At 58.1% G+C, this 17,978-nt stretch carries 18 protein-coding genes; 12 read left to right on the forward strand and 6 right to left on the reverse strand.

The genetic code is table 11. The features are described 5' to 3' along the window. Positions 1-5: 5 nt before the first annotated feature. The gene (gene gcl / locus F7R06_RS08410) at positions 6-1,781 is read right to left on the reverse strand and encodes a glyoxylate carboligase (RefSeq protein WP_090324203.1); all 1,776 of its coding nucleotides are present in this window, start codon (positions 1,779-1,781) and stop codon (positions 6-8) included. A gap of 268 nt (positions 1,782-2,049) precedes the next feature. On the opposite strand from gcl, the gene F7R06_RS08415 reads away from it, so the two are divergent. Both F7R06_RS08415 and F7R06_RS08420 read left to right on the forward strand, forming a co-directional pair. Then, positions 2,050-2,490, forward strand: coding sequence for a GlcG/HbpS family heme-binding protein (locus F7R06_RS08415; RefSeq protein ID WP_090324201.1), 441 nt, complete (start codon positions 2,050-2,052; stop codon positions 2,488-2,490). A 211-nt stretch (positions 2,491-2,701) separates the two neighbouring features. Next, complete coding sequence (locus F7R06_RS08420) at positions 2,702-3,160, forward strand: REP-associated tyrosine transposase (RefSeq protein ID WP_090324199.1); 459 nt, start codon at positions 2,702-2,704, stop codon at positions 3,158-3,160. 128 nt (positions 3,161-3,288) lie between these two features. Here F7R06_RS08420 and F7R06_RS08425 read toward each other — a convergent pair whose 3' ends face one another. Next, entirely contained in the window at positions 3,289-3,894 is a 606-nt protein-coding gene (locus F7R06_RS08425) for a TetR/AcrR family transcriptional regulator (protein ID WP_090324198.1), read from the reverse strand. 134 nt (positions 3,895-4,028) lie between these two features. On the opposite strand from F7R06_RS08425, the gene F7R06_RS08430 reads away from it, so the two are divergent. After that, on the forward strand, positions 4,029-4,943 hold the full coding sequence (locus tag F7R06_RS08430; RefSeq protein ID WP_090324196.1) for a DUF808 domain-containing protein: 915 nt from the start codon (positions 4,029-4,031) through the stop codon (positions 4,941-4,943). 95 nt (positions 4,944-5,038) lie between these two features. Here F7R06_RS08430 and F7R06_RS08435 read toward each other — a convergent pair whose 3' ends face one another. Together F7R06_RS08435 and F7R06_RS08440 are read right to left on the reverse strand one after the other, a co-directional pair. After that, positions 5,039-5,827, reverse strand: a complete 789-nt coding sequence (locus F7R06_RS08435) for an MlaA family lipoprotein (protein ID WP_090324194.1) — start codon at positions 5,825-5,827, stop codon at positions 5,039-5,041. After that, positions 5,820-7,118, reverse strand: coding sequence for a serine/threonine protein kinase (locus F7R06_RS08440; protein ID WP_090324193.1), 1,299 nt, complete (start codon positions 7,116-7,118; stop codon positions 5,820-5,822). Before F7R06_RS08440 ends, F7R06_RS08435 begins: the two co-directional genes overlap by 8 nt. Before the next feature lie 224 nt (positions 7,119-7,342). Between F7R06_RS08440 and F7R06_RS08445 the strand changes: the two genes are divergently transcribed. Beyond that, entirely contained in the window at positions 7,343-7,711 is a 369-nt protein-coding gene (locus F7R06_RS08445) for a hypothetical protein (protein ID WP_090324191.1), read from the forward strand. Positions 7,712-7,835: 124 nt separating this feature from the next. On the opposite strand, the gene F7R06_RS08450 is transcribed toward F7R06_RS08445, so the two are convergent. After that, complete coding sequence (locus tag F7R06_RS08450) at positions 7,836-9,431, reverse strand: glycoside hydrolase family 17 protein (RefSeq protein ID WP_090327493.1); 1,596 nt, start codon at positions 9,429-9,431, stop codon at positions 7,836-7,838. A gap of 34 nt (positions 9,432-9,465) precedes the next feature. Here F7R06_RS08450 and F7R06_RS08455 point away from each other — a divergent pair, with 34 nt between their 5' ends. The 4 genes from F7R06_RS08455 to F7R06_RS08470 all read left to right on the forward strand — a co-directional run bounded on the left by F7R06_RS08455 (position 9,466) and on the right by F7R06_RS08470 (position 12,776). Then, positions 9,466-9,654 (forward strand): hypothetical protein, encoded by a 189-nt coding sequence (locus F7R06_RS08455; RefSeq protein WP_245706717.1) that lies wholly within the window; start codon positions 9,466-9,468, stop codon positions 9,652-9,654. 77 nt (positions 9,655-9,731) lie between these two features. Continuing rightward, on the forward strand, positions 9,732-10,583 hold the full coding sequence (locus F7R06_RS08460) for a glycine betaine ABC transporter substrate-binding protein (protein WP_090324188.1): 852 nt from the start codon (positions 9,732-9,734) through the stop codon (positions 10,581-10,583). Positions 10,584-10,809: 226 nt separating this feature from the next. Continuing rightward, positions 10,810-11,121, forward strand: coding sequence for a DUF485 domain-containing protein (locus F7R06_RS08465; RefSeq protein ID WP_007939152.1), 312 nt, complete (start codon positions 10,810-10,812; stop codon positions 11,119-11,121). Continuing rightward, positions 11,118-12,776, forward strand: a complete 1,659-nt coding sequence (locus F7R06_RS08470; protein ID WP_090324186.1) for a cation acetate symporter — start codon at positions 11,118-11,120, stop codon at positions 12,774-12,776. Before F7R06_RS08465 ends, F7R06_RS08470 begins: the two co-directional genes overlap by 4 nt. A gap of 297 nt (positions 12,777-13,073) precedes the next feature. Here the strand turns inward: F7R06_RS08470 and gltA are convergent, their stop codons facing one another. Beyond that, on the reverse strand, positions 13,074-14,363 hold the full coding sequence (gene gltA / locus F7R06_RS08475; protein ID WP_007959044.1) for a citrate synthase: 1,290 nt from the start codon (positions 14,361-14,363) through the stop codon (positions 13,074-13,076). A gap of 363 nt (positions 14,364-14,726) precedes the next feature. On the opposite strand from gltA, the gene sdhC reads away from it, so the two are divergent. From sdhC to F7R06_RS08495, 4 genes are read left to right on the forward strand one after another with little or no spacing between them, the layout of a single operon-like run. Then, complete coding sequence (gene sdhC / locus F7R06_RS08480; RefSeq protein ID WP_016773673.1) at positions 14,727-15,101, forward strand: succinate dehydrogenase, cytochrome b556 subunit; 375 nt, start codon at positions 14,727-14,729, stop codon at positions 15,099-15,101. Further along, positions 15,095-15,463, forward strand: a complete 369-nt coding sequence (gene sdhD / locus F7R06_RS08485) for a succinate dehydrogenase, hydrophobic membrane anchor protein (RefSeq protein ID WP_090324185.1) — start codon at positions 15,095-15,097, stop codon at positions 15,461-15,463. Before sdhC ends, sdhD begins: the two co-directional genes overlap by 7 nt. Before the next feature lie 3 nt (positions 15,464-15,466). Further along, positions 15,467-17,239 (forward strand): succinate dehydrogenase flavoprotein subunit, encoded by a 1,773-nt coding sequence (gene sdhA, locus F7R06_RS08490; RefSeq protein ID WP_090324183.1) that lies wholly within the window; start codon positions 15,467-15,469, stop codon positions 17,237-17,239. A gap of 11 nt (positions 17,240-17,250) precedes the next feature. Next, entirely contained in the window at positions 17,251-17,955 is a 705-nt protein-coding gene (locus tag F7R06_RS08495) for a succinate dehydrogenase iron-sulfur subunit (protein WP_090324181.1), read from the forward strand. The last annotated feature ends 23 nt before the right edge of the window (positions 17,956-17,978 follow it).

Raw genomic sequence — 17,978 nt, forward strand, 5'->3', positions numbered from 1 at the left:
AGGAATCAATCAAGCAACGAAATCGCTGTCGGTGCGTCGTTGCCAACCAGCGCCAGGTCTTCGAATTCGTTGACGGCGTTGATCTCGGTGCCCATGGAAATGTTGGTCACGCGCTCCAGGATGATTTCAACGATCACCGGCACCTTGAACTCTTCGATCAGCTCCTGGGCCTTGCGCAGGGCAGGCTGGATCTGAGCCGGTTCGAATACGCGCAGCGCCTTGCAGCCAAGGCCTTCGGCAACCGCGACGTGGTCGACACCGTAGCCGTTGAGTTCCGGTGCGTTGAGGTTATCGAAGGACAACTGCACGCAGTAGTCCATGTCGAAACCGCGCTGTGCCTGACGGATCAACCCCAGGTACGAGTTGTTCACCACGACGTGGATGTACGGCAGCTTGAACTGCGCGCCCACCGCCAGTTCTTCGATCATGAACTGGAAGTCATAGTCGCCCGACAGTGCGACAACCTTGCGGTCCGGGTCAGCCTTGACCACACCCAGCGCCGCCGGAATGGTCCAGCCCAACGGGCCTGCCTGACCGCAGTTGATCCAGTGACGCGGCTTGTAGACGTGCAGGAACTGCGCGCCGGCAATCTGCGACAGACCGATGGTGCTGACGTAGCAAGTGTCTTTGCCGAACACCTGGTTCATTTCTTCATACACACGCTGCGGCTTGACCGGCACGTTGTCGAAGTGAGTCTTGCGCTGCAGGCTGGCCTTGCGCTGCTGGCAATCCTGCAACCAGGCGCTGCGGTTTTTCAGCTTGCCGGCGGCTTGCCATTCGCGAGCGACTTCGATGAACACGGTCAGCGCGGCGGCGGCGTCGGAAACGATGCCTAGGTCCGGGGTGAACACGCGGCCGATCTGTGTGCCTTCGATATCGACGTGGATGAACTTGCGGCCTTCGGTGTAGACATCCACCGAACCGGTGTGACGGTTGGCCCAGCGGTTACCGATACCCAGTACCACGTCGGATTTCAACATCGTGGCGTTGCCGTAGCGATGCGACGTCTGCAGACCGACCATGCCGACCATCAGCGGGTGATCGTCCGGGATGGTGCCCCAGCCCATCAGGGTCGGGATGACCGGGATGCCGGTCAGTTCAGCGAATTCAACCAGCAGCTCGCTGGCGTCGGCGTTGATGATGCCGCCACCGGCCACCAGCAATGGGCGCTCGGCCTGATCGAGCAGGGCCAGTGCCTTCTCGACCTGAACGCGGGTAGCCGTCGGCTTGGCCAGCGGCAGCGGCTGGTAAGCGTCGATGTCGAATTCGATTTCGGCCATCTGTACGTCGAATGGCAGGTCGATCAGCACCGGGCCAGGACGGCCGGAACGCATTTCGTAGAACGCTTTCTGGAACGCGTAAGGCACTTGGCCCGGCTCCAGGACCGTGGTTGCCCACTTGGTGACTGGCTTGACGATGCTGGTGATGTCGACAGCCTGGAAGTCTTCCTTGTGCATACGGGCGCGGGGTGCTTGCCCGGTGATGCACAGGATTGGAATCGAGTCGGCCGAGGCGCTGTAGAGCCCGGTGACCATGTCAGTACCGGCAGGGCCGGAGGTGCCGATGCACACGCCGATGTTGCCGGCCTTGGTGCGGGTGTAGCCCTCGGCCATGTGCGACGCGCCTTCAACGTGGCGGGCGAGGACGTGATCGATGCCGCCGACCTTTTGCAGGGCGGAGTACAGCGGGTTGATGGCGGCACCGGGGATGCCAAAAGCGGTATCAACCCCTTCACGGCGCATCACCAGAACGGCGGCTTCGATTGCTCTCATTTTGCTCATGGTTTTGTGCCTCTTTACGTTTTGTAATTGTATACAAGTGGCTTTGCGCAGAGTGTATTCACGGCGGACGGCGCAGGTCAATCCATTTTCTCAAGCGGTTGTTTCATTCGTCGGAAGCCCGAATCAGTGTGGCTTTTCGTCGCATGTGGCGCTTTTCGATAATTATTGTATACAAAAAAATAATTCATTGTGTTCTATTTGTTGCATCGGGCTGCGGCACATCGAAGCAGCCCAACGGCTTTCCGAAAAACAAAATGAGGACGGCACCATGAGCGCTTTAACCTTGAAAGTCGCAGTCAACCTGGTCAACGAGGCCATCACCGCGGGGCGTGCAATCAGCGCGGCACCGTTGACCATTGCGGTACTGGATGCCGGTGGGCATCTGATTGCCCTGCAGCGCGAAGATGGCGCGAGCCTGCTGCGCCCGTACGTTGCCATCGGCAAAGCCTGGGGCGCCATCGCGCTGGGCAAAGGCTCGCGCCTGCTGGCGCTGGATGCACAACAACGCCCGGCGTTTATCGCTGCGTTGAACAGCCTGGGCCAGGGCAGCGTCGTGCCGGCACCGGGTGGTGTGCTGGTTCGGGATCAGGAGGGGAAAGTGCTGGGCGCAGTAGGGATCAGCGGCGATCTGTCGGATGTCGATGAGCAGTGTGCGATCACGGCGATTGAGGCGTTGGGGTTGAGGGCGGATGCGGGGGTAGTGGCTTGATCTTCAGCGTTTGATCGAAAGTCATCGCTGGCAAGCCAGCTCCCACAGGATCGTGCGTAGAGTCGAAATTCCGCGAACGACACAAAACCTTGTGGGAGCTGGCTTGCCAGCGATGGTGGCCTCCAGATACATCAAGATTAAATAGCGGTACCTGCCAATGGCATAACTGCGGTCTAGCCTTCTGATGAACTCATCATCAAGGGGCAATGGATTGCCTGGTCTTCCCGCTTCAAGTCGTCTGCGAGCTGGCCGCTATGACGAGCCAAATCGAATCTATCTACTGACAACCAACACACTTCATCGTGAGCCGATCTTTGCCGACTTTGCTCTGGGCAGATTGGTTGTTCATCAATTTCGCCGAGCAAAAAATATTGGGTTGGCGAACTCTCTGGCTTGGGTAGTCATGCCCGACCATTTCCATTGGCTGGTCGAATTGGAAAACTGTTCCCTGCGCAGACTGATGCGTGAGACGAAGTCTCTGATCCCTCGAGAGGTGAACTCATACAGTGGCAGGAGCGGGGTGCTTTGGCAGCAAGGGTTTCATAACCGAGCGCTGCGGCGGGATGAAGACTTGGTGAAAATGGCAAGGTATGTGGTGGCTAACCCGTTGCGAGCAGGGTTGGTCGAGAAGCTTGGCGACTATCCGCTATGGGATGCCATCTGGGTTTGAGCCAGCACCGAGTTGCCTTCATCGCTGGCAAGCCAGCTCCCACAAGTATTTGTGTCGTTCACAGAGTTTGAATTCAACACAGAATCCCGTCGGAGCAGGCTTGCCGGCGGTGGCAGCACCACAATCCCTCAGTCCGGCTCACACCCCTTGAGCACCAACCGGATGATCGTCTGCGCCGCCGCTTCATAATCCTCTTCATCCAGCTTGGCCTTGCCGGTGATGGCGGTGATTTGCCAGTCGAAGTCGGCGTAGGTCTGGGTCGCGGCCCAGATGCTGAACATCAGGTGGTTGGGGTCGATCGGGGCGATCTGGCCGCGGTCGATCCAGGTCTGGATGCAGTCGATGTTGTGTTTGGCCTGGCTGTTGAGTTGCTCGACCAGGTCGGTGCTCAGGTGCGGGGCGCCGTGCATGATTTCGCTGGCGAACACCTTGGAGGCAAACGGCAGGTCGCGGGAGATGCGGATCTTCGAGCGGATGTAGCCACTCAATACTTCGCTGGGTACACCCTCGGGGTTGAAAGGGGTCGAGGCCTGCAGGATCGGCTCGATGATGCTTTCAAGAACCTCGCGGTAGAGGTTTTCCTTGGATTTGAAGTAGTAGTAGACGTTGGGCTTGGGCAATCCCGCCTTGGCTGCGATGTCGCTGGTTTTGGTCGCAGCGAAGCCTTTGTCGGCAAATTCTTCACTGGCGGCACGCAGGATCAGTTGTTTGTTGCGCTCGCGGATAGTGCTCATAAACCAGGTGGTTCCTTGCCTGTACTGGCGGTTGCGCATGGTAGCACCGGCCTTTGGCGGCGCTCAAGAATGCGCCGTGCGGCGCTCGGCCGCGTTATGCTGCACGCCACCCCTACAAGAAGGAAGCCTGATTCATGGCAGGAAGCAGTTTGCTGGTGCTGATCGACGACATCGCCGCCGTACTCGACGACGTTGCGTTGATGACCAAAATGGCCGCCAAGAAGACCGCCGGCGTGCTCGGTGACGATCTGGCGCTCAATGCCCAGCAGGTCAGCGGTGTGCGTGCCGAGCGGGAAATTCCGGTGGTATGGGCGGTTGCCAAGGGCTCGTTTGTCAACAAGCTGATCCTGGTGCCATCGGCGCTGGCCATCAGTGCGTTCATCCCGTGGCTGGTCACGCCGTTGTTGATGGTCGGCGGCGCGTACCTGTGCTTTGAAGGCTTCGAGAAACTCGCCCATAAATTCCTTCACAGCAAGTCCGAAGATCAGGCCGAACATGCCGGACTGGTCGAGGCGGTTGCCGATCCGGCGGTCGATCTGGTGGCATTCGAAAAGGACAAGATCAAGGGCGCCATCCGTACCGACTTCATCCTCTCCGCAGAAATCATTGCCATTACCCTCGGCACCGTGGCCGGTGCATCGCTGACCCAGCAAGTCATCGTGCTTTCGGGCATTGCCATCGTCATGACCATTGGTGTCTACGGGCTCGTGGCGGGCATCGTCAAGCTTGATGATCTGGGCTTGTGGCTGACGCAAAAGCCCGGACGGATGGCCCAGCGCATCGGCCGCGGGATTCTGCGCGCGGCGCCGTACATGATGAAGAGTCTATCGGTGATCGGTACGGCGGCGATGTTTCTGGTCGGTGGCGGCATCCTGACCCATGGCGTGCCGGTGCTGCATCACTGGATCGAAGCGATTGGCGCGGGGGCGGGCGGTGCCGGGTTTATTGTGCCGACGTTGCTCAATGCTGCGGCGGGGATTGTGGCGGGGGCGGTGGTGTTGGTGGGGGTGATGGCTGTCAGCAAAGCCTGGAAAAGGGTGAAAACCTGAACCTGTGGGTCGTTCCCACAGTGAATTGTGGTGTGACACGAATATTGAAAGGCCATTCGATGTGAGTCGAATGGCCTTTTTTGTACCCGCTGGAGTTACTCGGCAATCCGCAATTTGCGTGACTCGGTGTACACGTAACGTACCTTCTCGTATTCGAACGGCGAGTTCAGTTGGCCATAGCGGAAGTTGGTCTGGTAGCGCTTGTCGATGCCGCGCAGGACCCAGATTTCCGGATGGTTGGAGCTGACTTCAGAGACGTTCAGGTAGTTGATCGCCGACTCCGCACTGAAGTCCACCACCAGCCCGCCGGTGTCGCGGATGTTCGAGGGGCCGAGGATCGGCAAGACAAAGTAGGGGCCGCCCGGCACTCCATAAAAACCCAGGGTCTGGCCGAAGTCTTCGTCCTGGCGGGGCAGGCCCATGGCGGTGGCCGGGTCCCAAAGTCCGGCGATGCCGATAGTGGTGTTGAGCAGGAGGCGCCCGGTAATTTCCATTGAACGGTGGCCCTTGAACTGCAACAGGCTGTTCAACAGGTTCGGTACGTCGCCGAGGTTGTTGAAGAAGTTGCTGACCCCCGTGCGCAAGAAGCCTGGCGTGACGTAGCGATAGCCGTTGACCACGGGCAGGAATACCCACTGATCGAACCGGTAATTGAAGTGGTACACGCGGCGGTTCCACTGTTCCAGCGGATCGTAGACGTTCAATGCACTGAGCGTAGAGCGTTCGAATTCACGCTGATCCAGCCCCGGATTGATCTTGAGTTTGCTCAGGGGTTCCTTGAAACCGTCGCTGTCGACCACAACCGGGGCGTTGGCTTTGCTGTTGTCGGCGTTGGCCGCGCCTGCACAGAGTAACGCGGCGATAAGCAGGAGGTATTTAGCCACGGAAAAACTCCAGCATGGCGTCGCTGTTGACGCGGTAGTTAAGGTTGCCGCAATGGCCGCCCAGCGGATAAAGGGTCAGGCGATCGCCAAAGGTCTTGCGCAGGAAGCCGAGGTCGCCAGGGCCGAGGATCACGTCGTCGGCGTTATGCATGACGGCAATTTTCGGGCTGTCGTGCAGATAGTCCTTCAGCGCATACAGGCTTACCTGGTCGATCAGTTGCAGCAAGCTGCCGCCATCGGTGCGGGCGCGCCACATCGGAATCACCTGCTCGGTGATGTAGCAGTCGAAGTCACATTGCAACGCGCGTTTGAGGAAAGGCGTCAGGCTGGTGCCCTCGGTGATCGGGTACTTCGGTGGGGTAATCAGGCCCCGACGGTTGATCAGGTCGGATGTGAAAGCGATGTCGGCCGCCGAGAAGCGAAACGAGGTGCCGATCAGCATGGCCATCTGTTCATTGGTCAGGTGCTGCTTGGACTGCTGGAGGTCGTAGAGCAGTGCATCGTTGAGATCGATGTAGCCTTTCTGCTGGAAGTAGCGGGTCAGTTTGTTCAGCACCAGTTCATAGAAGGTGGTGGTGTTGTTGATGCCCTTGACCTCGGTCTGCACCAGCTTGTCGAGGTTGGTGATCGAGGTATAGAGGTTGACCGGCGGGTTGAGCAGCAGGACTTTCTTGAAGTTGAAGCTGCGGCGGGTTTCGTCCAGGTGCGCGACGAAGGCGGCATCCAGGGCGCCCAGGCTATAACCGGTCAGGTAGTACTCGGTAACGGGCACGTTCGGGTTTTGCGCGCGCACGGCCTGCATCACCCGGTACATGTCCTCGGCGTCTTCCTTGGTAATGCCCGGGGTGGCGAAGCGTGAAGCGGCGCTCATGAAGTCGAAGCTGGTGGGCGACGACAGTTGCACCACATGATAGCCGGCCTTGTAGTAGAGCTTTTTCAGGTATTCGTTAATGCTGCTGTCATAGCGCGCGCCAGTGCCGGCGATCAGGAAGATCAATGGAGCGGCTTTATCCTGGGTGGCAATGCGGTAGGTGAGTTTCTTTACCGCCCAGAAGTTGTCCGGCAAGTTGAATGCCCGCTCCGGGCGCAAGGTCATGCTGCGATCCGACTGATGGATGTCGTCGTCCAGCGGAAGCTCCGGACGCAAGTTTGGTGGCGTCGTGGCGATGGTCGCCTCGAACGGGTTGGTCAAGGGGTAGCCATAACTGGCGGCGTCGATATCGACCGCCATTGCGGACGCACTTAATATCAGGCCGCCAAACAGGGCAGCGAAGCGCAAGGAACGGAGCATGACTAGATCCCTTAAAAAAGGTGTCGAATGAAGTTCGCAGGCTATGACCATTGAATTTGCGCCAAAGTGCCACGCATCGGCACCAAACAGGCCTAATTTCGAAGTAATAGTAGCTTGACGATACACTTTGCAGCGTTTGAATGGCCAGTTAACTGTTGTTAGCGCTTGCGTAAGGCTGGCGGGCGATTAAGCTGGCCGCCGTTTTTCGCTTATTGGAGTGCTTCATGTCCCGTCGTCTGTCTGTGGTTTTGCTGCTCGTTTTGCTGCCTTTATGGCTGGCCGCCAGTTATGGCGCGCGGTACGGCTTCATGGAGGATGCGCAATGGGTCGGCATTTGCGTGGATGAGGCGAGTCGTTGGGAGTGTCAGGTCCGTTCGAATCTGGGCCTGATGATTCACTTCAACGTATTGGGTTGGAGTGCGGTGGCGGCTGCCGTGATCGGCTTCGTACTGCCGGGGCGGGCAGGGTGGTGGTTGGCGGTGTTGGCGCTGGTGTTCGGGTTTCCGGCGCTGGCGCTGTACAACACGACCCTGGCTGTTTTTGCGGTGGTGATTGCCGGGTTGCGGTTGGTGCGTGCGTCGCGCACTGCCTGATAGATCGTCAGCGCGGGCAAGCCTGCCTCCACGCTGGGTTTCAGTGAATACGGAGTCTGCGTAAGACAAAGATTCCTGTGGGAGCGTGGCTTGCCCGCGATGAGGCCAATAAAGGCGCTAAAGATCAGCCCTTGCGAACCCGCAAACTGCGCCACAACGCCGTCACCATCAACACGCTCACCAGCGCCCAGCCCCAGGCCTGCTGGTTCTGCAGACCTTCGCGGTACAGCTGAGGCGCAATGCCGGCGCCGATGATGAAGGTCAACAAGGCAATCTCCCGACGCGGCACGTTCACCGGGCGGCACAGATAAACCAATGCCGGCACGATGAATGCGACGCTCGGGAAGCTGCGATAGCGTGGGTCGAACACCATTTCCAGCATCATGACCGCGACCGCAAACCCGACCACTGCCAACAACCCTCCAGCCCGACGTTCCAGCGCATTGAATGCCCGTTCGCGCCAGCCAGTGCGTGCGCTCAGCGTCAGCGCTGCATGAGTCAGCACCAACAAGTTCAGCGCTGTCAGCAAGGCCACCCAGAGCCATTCACTGGTAAAGCGTGTGGTGACCCGGGCCAGGTCGCCCCAGGCACCGATCGCGCAGGCGGCCAACGCTCCCAGCAGTGGCAACACCAGTGCCGCGCGAGTGCTGCGCACGCGACCGCCAAGGATCAGCGTTCCGAGGAAGATCAAGCCACCCACCATCAGCCACTGCGACCAGTACGGCACGTTCGTCACCGGCCCGGCCAGCACGCCCTTGTCCTGGCGATCGGCATCGAACAGGCCCCAGTAGCCGCCGACCGCACCCTCGCTGGCGCGCTTCCACGGTTGGTCGAAGGCTTCGATCAGGTTGTAGTGCCAGCCCTGCTGCTCGGCCATGGCCACGAAACCACGAATGAACTTGGCTTCATTGACCCGGCTCGGCAAAGCGGTTTCGCGCTGGCGGCCCTCGCTTGGCCAGCCTGTCTCGCCAATCATCACGTCCTTGGGCGCGAATTTGTTGCCGAACACCTGGCGCACTTCGGCCACGTGTTGCAGCGCGGCGTCGATGTTCGAAGGATCGTCTTCCCAATAGGGCAGCAGATGGATGGTGAGGAAATCCACGGCAGGCGCGATTTCCGGGTGCTTGAGCCAGAACTCCCAGACATCGGCATAAGTGACAGGCTGTTTCACCTGGCTTTTGACTTTATTAATTAGCTTCGCCAGCTGCGCGCCGGTGACTTCCTTGCGCAACAGGGTTTCGTTGCCGACGATCACCGCCGTGACCACGTCGGCGTTGGCGTTGGCCGAGGCGATCAGCAGGTCGACTTCTTTTTCGGTGTCCACCGGATTGCTGTTGACCCAGGCGCCGATCATCAGCTTCAACCCATGCTTGCGCGCCAGGTCCGGCAGCGCCTCAAGGCCGGTCATCGAGTAAGTACGGATGCACTCGAAACGGGTCGCCAGCAGAGCGAGGTCAGCGTCCATGCGCTCGGGGCGCAACTTGAACGGTTGATCGAACGGCGATTGATCCTTGTCGAAAGGGGTGTAGGAGGCGCATTGCAGCTTGTGCGTCGCGCTGGCGACGTCCGGCAGGATCACCGGTTTGCCGAGGCCGTACCAGAAACCACACAGGGCAAAGAGGCCCAGCAGGCAGGCGAATAGATAAGCAAAAAAAGGAAAGCGTGATGTCGCAGGCATGATCAGGCCGTCTGGGAACAAAGCCGCGCATGTTACCTGCATTTGCTGTGCGCTTGGTGACCCGCATGATTTTGACATGCAAAGTTCGGGCGGACTGGCCGGTGCATTCGCTGTGCCGTGGATTAATGGCTTTCTGATGTCGTTTCTCGATGCCTTGAGGTCGCTGGTAGAGCAGGTCGCCATTGTCGTCAGGTTGATTATCGAAGGCGTCAGTTCCCTCGTTGATAAACGCGCTGATGATCGAACGGGTTTGCGGTGGGCGTGATGGGGGCGCTGTGCACCATAACAATACGTTGACGCGACTCGGCATCCGTCGAGCGCAGCACTTTCGGGGAAGTAACGATGAAGATGCGACGACTTTTAGGCGCGAGTGCCGCTCTGGTACTTGCGATTGGCTCCACATTCGCCAATGCCGAAAGCAAGACCGTGAGCATCGGTTACGTTGACGGCTGGTCCGACAGCGTCGCGACTACTCACGTAGCGGCAGAAGTGATCAAGCAGAAACTCGGTTATGACGTGAAGCTGCAAGCCGTTGCGACCGGGATCATGTGGCAGGGCGTGGCGACCGGCAAACTCGATGCCATGCTGTCGGCCTGGCTGCCGGTAACCCATGGCGAATACTGGGCCAAGAACAAGGATCAAGTCGTCGACTACGGTCCGAACTTCAAGGATGCGAAGATCGGCCTGATCGTGCCGGAGTACGTCAAGGCCAAGTCCCTGGCGGATCTGAAAACCGATGACAGCTTCAAGGGGCGTATTGTCGGTATCGATGCCGGTTCAGGCGTGATGCTCAAGACCGAACAGGCGATCAAGGACTACGATCTGACCGGCTATCAACTCAAGGCCAGTTCCGGCGCCGGCATGATTGCCGAATTGACCCGGGCCGAGAAGAAAAACGAATCCATTGCCGTCACCGGTTGGGTGCCGCACTGGATGTTCGCCAAGTGGAAACTGCGTTTCCTGGAAGACCCGAAAGGCGTCTATGGCGCGGCTGAAACCGTGGACAACATCGGCAGCAAGGAACTGGCAACCAAGGCACCGGAAGTGGCCAAGTTCCTTAAGAACTTCCAATGGGCCTCGAAAGACGAAATCGGCGAAGTCATGCTGGCGATCCAGGATGGTGCCAAACCTGAAGCTGCCGCAAAAGACTGGGTGGCGAAACACCCTGAGCGTGTTGCCGACTGGACCAAGTAAGAGCAAGGCAAGCGTCTGATCCGCGCTTTACAGGGCTGCCCGATATCCATGTCGGGCGGCCCTTTTTATTGCCAATGGATTAACGTCGCGTGACGGCTGTTTTTTATCGACCGGAATTTGGCGAAAACGTCATGCCGCTCTAAGACTAAGGTCGTCTGGAACCTGGCTCGCAGCCGCATAGAGTGGATATCGTTCCAACTAAATCTGTGCTGCGAGGATAAAAACAATGAACGACAGCATTTACCTCTCGATTCAAAACAGCCCGCGATTCAAGGAGCTGGTTAGCAAGAGAGAACGATTCGCCTGGATTCTCTCGGCGATCATGCTAGGGCTTTACTCCGGTTTCATCCTTTTGATTGCTTACGGGCCGCATATTCTGGGAGCGAAAATAAGCCCGGAATCTTCGATTACCTGGGGCATACCGATCGGCGTCGGGCTGATTGTTTCGGCCTTCGTCCTGACGGGTATTTACGTGCGACGCGCCAATGGCGAATTCGACGACCTGAACAATGCGATTCTCAAGGAGGCTCAGCAATGATCCGGCGTCTAATGGCTCTATTGAGCATTGCAGCATTTGCACCTGGCGCCTGGGCAGCCGAAGCGCTGACCGGCGAAGTGCATAAACAACCGCTCAACGTTGCCGCGATTCTGATGTTCGTGGTGTTCGTCGGCGCGACGCTGTGCATTACCTACTGGGCTTCCAAGCGTAACAAGTCGGCGGCCGACTACTATGCGGCGGGCGGCAATATCACCGGTTTGCAGAATGGTCTGGCGATTGCCGGTGATTACATGTCTGCAGCGTCCTTCCTGGGTATTTCCGCCCTGGTATTCGCCTCCGGCTACGATGGCCTGATCTACTCGATCGGTTTTCTGGTGGGCTGGCCGATCATTCTGTTCCTGATCGCCGAGCGTCTGCGCAACCTGGGTAAATACACCTTTGCCGATGTGGCGTCCTATCGCCTGGGGCAAACCCAGATCCGCACGCTGTCGGCTTGCGGTTCGCTGGTGGTGGTGGCGTTTTACCTGATCGCGCAAATGGTCGGTGCCGGCAAGCTGATCCAGCTGCTGTTCGGTCTCGACTACTACGTTGCAGTGATACTGGTAGGCATCCTGATGTGCATGTACGTGCTGTTTGGCGGCATGCTGGCGACCACCTGGGTGCAAATCATCAAGGCGGTGTTGCTGCTGTCCGGTGCTTCGTTCATGGCGCTGATGGTGATGAAGCACGTCAACTTCGACTTCAACATGCTGTTTTCCGAGGCGATCAAGGTTCACCCTAAAGGTGAGGCGATCATGAGCCCCGGTGGTCTGGTGAAGGATCCGATTTCGGCATTCTCTCTTGGTCTGGCTCTGATGTTCGGTACCGCTGGCCTGCCGCACATCCTGATGCGTTTCTTCACCGTGAGTGACGCGAAAGAAGCGCGTAAGAGTGTTCTGTACGCAACCGGCTTCATTGGCTACTTCTACATCCTGACCTTCATCATCGGCTTCGGCGCGATCCTGCTGGTCAGCACCAATCCGGCCTTTAAAGATGCGGCCGGCGCGCTGTTGGGTGGTAACAACATGGCGGCGGTGCACCTGGCCAATGCGGTGGGTGGCAGTATTTTCCTGGGCTTCATCTCGGCAGTGGCGTTCGCGACCATTCTGGCAGTGGTTGCCGGTTTGACCCTGGCCGGTGCCTCGGCGGTGTCTCATGACCTGTACGCCAGTGTGATCAAGAAGGGCAAGGCCAACGACAAGGACGAAATCCGGGTTTCGAAAATCACCACCGTCATTTTGGGCGTGCTGGCGATCGGCCTGGGCATTTTGTTCGAAAGCCAGAACATCGCGTTCATGGTAGGCCTGGCATTCTCCATCGCGGCGAGCTGTAACTTCCCGGTGCTGCTGCTTTCGATGTACTGGAAGAAGCTGACCACTCGGGGTGCGATGGTCGGTGGCTGGTTGGGTCTGGTGAGTGCTGTGGGCTTGATGATCCTTGGGCCAACCATCTGGGTGCAGATTCTGCATCACGAGAAGGCTATCTTCCCGTATGAGTACCCGGCGCTGTTCTCGATGATCATTGCCTTCATCGGTATCTGGTTCTTCTCGATCACCGACAAGTCGGCGGCGGCTGATAGTGAGCGGGCGCTGTTCTTCCCGCAATTTGTTCGCTCGCAGACCGGGCTGGGCGCGAGTGGGGCGGTTTCGCACTAAGGCTTGATGCTTTTATATAAGTAACGCAGTTGTAAAAGATGCCCCGGTCGAAAGATCGGGGCATTTTTTATTGGGCGGTGATCGCACGATTCCGTGAATATCCCCCGATAGGACAGTAGGGGCGAGCTTGATCGCGAAAAACTAGCGGATAACTCGGGCGGTTAGACAGGGCGCGTTATCGTTACCGACCGAACGGATATGTACAGACGCGCAAAAGAAAGCGCACAAACAAAAACGGCCTCTATATAAATAGAGGCCGTTTCCGGTGCAACCCAAGACGTTATCGCAAGACAGGTCTTACTTGCGGTCTTCCAGCTTGGTGATGTCACGCGACTCGTAGCCAGTGTACAGCTGGCGCGGGCGGCCAATCTTGTACGGGCTGGAGAGCATTTCTTTCCAGTGGGAGATCCAGCCGACAGTCCGCGCCAGGGCGAAGATTACGGTAAACATGCTGGTTGGAATGCCGATCGCCTTGAGGATGATCCCCGAGTAGAAGTCGACGTTCGGGTAGAGCGAGCGCTCGATGAAGTAAGGGTCGGTCAGGGCGATCTCTTCCAGGCGCATGGCCAGTTCGAGTTGCGGATCGTTCTGGATGCCCAGTTCCTTCAATACTTCGTCGCAGGTCTGCTTCATGACGGTAGCGCGCGGGTCGCGGTTTTTGTAAACGCGGTGACCGAAGCCCATCAGTTTGAACGGATCGTTCTTGTCCTTGGCCTTGGCAATGAACTTGTCGATGTTGGAAACATCGCCAATCTCATCAAGCATGGTCAGAACGGCCTCGTTGGCGCCGCCGTGGGCAGGGCCCCACAGTGCAGCGATACCGGCGGCGATACAGGCGAACGGGTTGGCACCCGAAGAGCCGGCCAGGCGTACGGTGGAGGTCGAAGCGTTTTGCTCGTGGTCGGCGTGGAGGATGAAGATCCGGTCCATGGCCTTGGCGAGTACCGGGCTGATCGGTTTGATCTCGCACGGGGTGTTGAACATCATGTGCAGGAAGTTTTCCGCATACGACAGGTCGTTGCGCGGGTACATCATGGGTTGGCCCATGGAGTACTTGTAAACCATCGCTGCCAGGGTCGGCATCTTGGCAACCAGGCGGATCGCGGAGATTTCGCGATGCTGCGGGTTATTGATGTCCAGGGAGTCGTGGTAGAAGGCCGAGAGGGCGCCGACTACGCCGCACATGACGGCCATCGGGTGGGCGTCGCGGCGGAAGCCGTTGAAGAAGGTCTTCAGCTGCTCGTGAACCATGGTGTGGTTCTTCACGGTGCCGACGAACTGGGCCTTCTGTTCTGCAGTTGGCAACTCGCCATTGAGCAGCAGGTAGCAGGTTTCCAGGTAGTCCGACTTTTCAGCCAGCTGTTCGATCGGGTAGCCGCGGTGCAGCAGAATGCCGTTGTCGCCGTCGATATAGGTGATCTTCGACTCGCAGGAGGCGGTCGACATGAAGCCAGGGTCGAAGGTGAAACGGCCCGTGGCCGTGAGGCCCCGAACATCGATAACATCGGGACCAACGGTGCCGGTTAAAATGGGCAGCTCGACGGGGGCTGCGCCCTCGATGATCAACTGCGCTTTTTTGTCAGCCATGTGGCCTCCTATTTATGCTTGAAATCATCAGACAGACCCCCCACGCAGGGCCCGCACCACTATAGTGAGATAAATTCGAATGTCAATTTGCCTAAAGTCTTGCTCCAGAAGGCTTTAACCGGACTTTTTTCTCGAAATTGCCTGCCATTTACGCCTTTTATGCCAGATGCGCAATCCGCTGTTTGGGTGAGGTGTTTGCGTTGTCATTAGTAGCCTAACTGTCTATACTCGGCAGCCGACCGCCAAGGGCTTTTGGGCTTGCTTTATTGGGGGTCGCCTCCCTGGGTGGTGGTTACCTGACCAGTGCACTCCCCAACAACTTTGCCCTGATTGTTAGGGGCTCTTCAGTGTGAAAAAAAAGCCGTGAAAAGCCAACGACCTGTAAACCTAGACCTAAGGACCATCAAACTCCCAGTCACTGCTTACACGTCCATTCTTCACCGTATCTCCGGTGTCATCCTCTTCGTGTGCCTTGCCATCATGCTTTACGCATTGGACAAGTCGCTGAGCTCCGAGGAAGGCTTCGGTCAGGTGAAAGCGTGTCTGACCAGTCCGCTAGCGAAGCTAGTGATTTGGGGCATCTTGTCCGCTCTGCTGTATCACTTGGTTGCCGGTGTGCGCCACTTGATCATGGACATGGGCATCGGTGAGACGCTGGAAGGCGGCAAACTGGGCTCGAAAATCGTTATCGCCGTTTCCGTGGTGGTAATCGTTCTGGCAGGAGTTTGGATATGGTAACTAACGTCACGAACCTGTCGCGTTCGGGCCTCTATGACTGGATGGCGCAACGTGTGTCTGCGGTCGTTCTCGCGGCTTACTTCATTTTCCTGATCGGATACGTCGTTGCCCACCCGGGTCTCGGCTATGCCCAGTGGCATGAACTGTTCGCCAACAACTGGATGCGTATCTTCAGTCTCCTGGCCCTCGTTGCCCTTGGCGCTCACGCCTGGGTCGGCATGTGGACCATCGCGACCGACTACCTGACGCCAATGGCGTTCGGCAAGTCCGCGACTGCTGTACGTTTCCTTTTCCAGGCAGTATGCGGCGTTGCGATGTTCGCTTACTTCGTCTGGGGTGTGCAGATTCTCTGGGGTATCTGAGTCATGGCTAACATTCCAACGATTTCTTTCGACGCCATCATTATTGGTGGTGGCGGTGCTGGCATGCGCGCAGCGCTGCAATTGGCACAAGGCGGTCACAAGACTGCCGTAATCACCAAGGTTTTCCCGACTCGTTCGCACACCGTATCGGCACAGGGTGGCATCACCTGCGCCATCGCGTCCGCTGACCCGAACGATGACTGGCGCTGGCACATGTACGATACCGTCAAGGGTTCCGACTACATCGGTGACCAGGACGCTATCGAATACATGTGTCAGGAAGGCCCGGCTGCAGTTTTCGAACTGGACCACATGGGTCTGCCATTCTCCCGTACCGAAACCGGCCGCATCTACCAGCGTCCGTTCGGCGGTCAGTCCAAGGACTACGGCAAGGGCGGCCAGGCTGCGCGTACTTGCGCGGCATCCGACCGTACCGGTCACGCACTGCTGCACACCCTTTATCAGGGCAACCTGAAAGCCGGTACCACGTTCCTGAACGAGTACTACGCTGTCGACCTGGTGAGAAACCAGAAAGGTGAGTTCGTCGGTGTGATCGCAATCTGCATCGAAACCGGTGAAACCACCTACATCCGTGCCAAGGCTACCGTTCTGGCAACCGGCGGTGCAGGTCGCATCTACGCGTCCACCACCAACGCCCTGATCAACACCGGCGACGGCGTTGGCATGGCTCTGCGTGCTGGCGTTCCGGTGCAAGACATCGAAATGTGGCAGTTCCACCCGACCGGCATCGCCGGCGCCGGTGTACTGGTGACTGAAGGTTGCCGTGGTGAAGGTGGTTACCTGATCAACAAGCACGGCGAGCGTTTCATGGAGCGTTATGCTCCGAACGCCAAAGACCTGGCGGGTCGTGACGTTGTTGCCCGTTCGATGGTTAAAGAAATCATTGCCGGTAACGGCTGTGGCCCGAACGGCGACCACGTAATGCTCAAGCTCGATCACCTGGGCGAGGAAGTGCTGCACAGCCGTCTGCCAGGTATCTGCGAACTGTCGAAAACCTTTGCTCACGTTGACCCGGTTGTTGCTCCGGTTCCGGTTGTTCCGACCTGCCACTATATGATGGGCGGCGTTGCCACCAACATTCACGGTCAGGCGATCACTCAGGATGCCGACGGCGTAGACACCATCATCCCTGGTCTGTTCGCTGTTGGCGAGGTGGCTTGCGTATCGGTTCACGGCGCCAACCGTCTGGGCGGCAACTCGCTGCTCGACCTCGTGGTATTCGGCCGTGCTGCCGGCCTGCACCTGGAAAAGGCGCTGACCGACGGCATCGAATACGACGACGCTACCGACGCCGACATCAATGCGGCCCTGGCACGCCTGTCCGCTCTGAACGAGCGTACCGATGGTGAAGACGTGGCGACCCTGCGTCGCGAGCTGCAAAGCTGCATGCAGAACTACTTCGGTGTATTCCGTACTGGCGAATACATGCAGAAGGGTATTGCCCAGCTGGCTGATCTGCGCAAGCGCATCGCCAACGTCAAGATCAACGACAAGTCGCAGGCGTTCAACACGGCGCGTATCGAAGCTCTTGAGCTGCAGAACCTGCTGGAAGTGGCTGAAGCTACCGCCATCGCCGCCGAAGTACGTAAGGAATCCCGTGGCGCTCACGCCCGTGAAGACTACGAAGATCGTGACGACGAAAACTGGCTGTGCCACACCCTGTACTTCCCGGGTGAGAAACGCGTCGCCAAGCGTGCCGTAAACTTCTCGCCGAAAACTGTTCCGACTTTTGAACCTAAGATTCGGACTTATTAAGGGTGGCCGCCATGTTGCAAGTCAGTGTTTATCGTTACAACCCTGATCAGGACGCTGCGCCGTTCATGCAGGAATTCCAGGTTGATACCGGTGGTAAAGACCTGATGGTGCTGGACGTACTGGCACTGATCAAAGAGCAGGACGAAGGTTTCTCCTATCGTCGCTCTTGCCGTGAAGGTGTTTGCGGTTCCGACGGCATGAACATCAACGGCAAAAACGGCCTGGCGTGCGTCACGCCGCTGTCTGCCGTCGTAAAAGGTAACAAGTTGATCATTCGTCCTCTGCCAGGTTTGCCGGTTATCCGTGACCTGGTCGTCGATATGAGCATCTTCTACAAGCAATACGAGAAGGTTAAGCCTTACCTGCAGAACGACACGCCGGCTCCGGCCATCGAGCGTCTGCAGTCCCCTGAAGAGCGTGAAAAGCTCGATGGTCTGTACGAGTGCATCCTGTGCGCTTGCTGCTCGACCTCTTGCCCATCCTTCTGGTGGAACCCGGACAAGTTCCTGGGTCCAGCTGCACTGCTGCAAGCGTATCGCTTCCTGGCAGACAGCCGCGACACCAAGACGTCCGAGCGTCTGGCTTCGCTGGATGACCCGTTCAGCGTATTCCGCTGCCGGGGGATCATGAACTGCGTCAACGTTTGTCCGAAGGGCCTGAACCCGACTAAGGCCATCGGTCACATTCGTAACATGCTGCTTTCCAGCGGCGTGTGATTCAGCTGCTGTACCCGTAGGAC

The sequence above is a fragment of the Pseudomonas moorei genome (assembly GCF_008801475.1).
Lineage (GTDB): Bacteria > Pseudomonadota > Gammaproteobacteria > Pseudomonadales > Pseudomonadaceae > Aquipseudomonas > Aquipseudomonas moorei.